This is a genomic window from Pseudomonas sp. SWRI81 (genome assembly GCF_014268545.1).
Taxonomy (GTDB): Bacteria; Pseudomonadota; Gammaproteobacteria; order Pseudomonadales; family Pseudomonadaceae; genus Aquipseudomonas; species Aquipseudomonas hamedanensis.
Window position 1 is genome coordinate 1 of the sequence record NZ_JABWQS010000088.1, and the last position, 2,093, is coordinate 2,093.

The 2,093-nt window shown below is 61.4% G+C and carries 2 protein-coding genes; both read left to right on the forward strand.

The annotated features are described in order from the left end of the window. Window positions 1-402 (forward strand): hypothetical protein (locus HU765_RS26970; RefSeq protein ID WP_238344771.1); only part of this gene is annotated, 402 nt, incomplete at its 5' end. A 241-nt stretch (window positions 403-643) separates the two neighbouring features. Continuing rightward, complete coding sequence (locus HU765_RS26535) at window positions 644-2,008, forward strand: glutamine synthetase family protein (RefSeq protein ID WP_186624065.1); 1,365 nt, start codon at window positions 644-646, stop codon at window positions 2,006-2,008. Window positions 2,009-2,093 lie beyond the last annotated feature (85 nt).

The window sequence follows — 2,093 nt, forward strand, 5'->3', positions numbered from 1 at the left end:
CCTGGTCTCACAGTTCAAATGCATTCCAATGTGGGAACGAGCCTGGTCTCACAGTTCAAATGCATTCCAATGTGGGAGCGAGCCTGCTCGCGAAAAGGCAACTCGCTCAATCAGACCAAATGCAGCAAGCGCCACCGGAAAATCTCCCGTTTACACGCCGGCAAATTCCCCCTTACTATCCGGGCACACCGGTCGCCGGGGTTCGCCCTGCTGCCGACGCTTTCCGCCAACGGAAATACGCGTTATGAGTACGTCACCACAACAACCCCAAAGGTTGAACGTCTCTGCCATACGCGCCCACTGCAACAGGGGCCGCGTATGAACCGCATCGTCAATCTGCCCATGGCCCTGCGCCGCTCCAAACTGCGTCACTCCGCACGCCCGCCGGATATCGCCTGCTGATTTCTGTCAGTCAGTAAAGATCCATTGTGGCGAGGGAGCTTGCTCCCGCCGGACTGCATGGCAGTCCCCAGCCCTTGAATCATAAAGCGAGAGCCGCTTCGCGCCTCAGCGCAAACAAGCGCCCTCGCCACAGGTTCTGTGTCACCCCTGACTGAAATCCATTTGAAATCCCTGCCGGAACATCCTCCATGAGTCCGGCCAGAATCTGCGCGCCTGTGCGGCGCCATCGTGAGTGAACGCTATGAAATTCGCAGCCATTGAAGACGCACGTCAGTTTCTTGAGCAGAACCCCGACATCGACATGATCGAGCTGTTTATCCTCGACGCCAACGGCGTGCCGCGCGGCAAGCTGTTGCACCGCGAAGAACTGCTCGCGGTTTATGAAAGCGGTCGCCCGTTGCCGAGCACCATCCTTGGCCTGACCGTTCAGGGTGAAGACGTGGAAAACTCCGGGCTGGTCTGGGACGTCGGCGATATCGACTGCCGCGCCTATCCGCTGGAAGGCAGTCTGGTGCGCCTGCCGTGGCGGCAGATTCCGACCGCGGCGGTGCAGGTCAGCATGCACCCGACCGAGGGCCTGCCAGCGAGCATCGCCGACCCTCGCCATCTGCTGATCAAAGTGATCGACGCGCTCAGGGCCGAGGGCTATCACCCAGTGATGGCCTGCGAGCTGGAGTTTTATCTGCTCGATGCGAAACGCGATCACAACGGCCGACCGCAACCGGCGCTCGATGCTGACGGTGGCCGCCCGCGACACACGCAGGTCTACGGTCTGCGCGAACTGGAGCAGATCGAACCGTTCCTCGCCGACCTCTACAGCGCCTGCAAACTGCACGGCATTCCGGCGCGCACGGCGATTTCCGAATACGCACCGGGCCAGGTGGAAATCACCCTCGAACATGGCGAGGCACTGGCAGCGATGGATCAGGCGGTGCGCTACAAACGTCTGGTCAAAGCCGTGGCGCACAAGCACGGCATGCAAGCGACGTTCATGGCCAAGCCGTTCGATGATCTGGCCGGCACCGGCATGCATATGCACGTCAGCCTTGCCGATGGCGAGGGCCGAAATCTGTTTGCGTCCGAAGACCCGGCCGGCACCCCGCTGCTGCGCACAGCAATTGGCGGCATGCTCGCCTCGCTGCTTGATTCGCTGCTGCTGTTCTGTCCGAACGCTAATTCCTACCGGCGTTTTCAAGCCAACAGCTACGCACCACTGGCGCCGACCTGGGGCGTCGACAACCGCACCGTGAGCCTGCGCGTGCCGGGCGGCCCGGCACCCACGCGACACATCGAGCACCGCATCTGCGGCGCCGATGCCAACCCGTATCTGGCGGCAGCGGCGATTCTTGCCGGCATTCATCGCGGCATTCGTGAAGAGCTGGATCCGGGCGAGCCGGTCGAGGGCAATGGGTATGCGCAGGCAAAAGAACTGTTACCGACCGATTGGCTGACATCGTTGCAGGCGCTGGAAAATTCCGCGTGGGCGCGGGAGGCGTTGGGGCAGGAATTTCTTGGGGTATATCTGGCGGTGAAGCGCGCCGAGTACCGGCAATTCATGGCTGAGGTGGGTGAGCAGGACTGGCGCTGGTATCTGACCGAGGCCTGAGTATTCACCAGCCCCCTGTAGGAGTGAGCCTGCTCGCGATGGCGGTGTGTCAGATAGGTTTTTTTTAACTGACACACCGCCATCG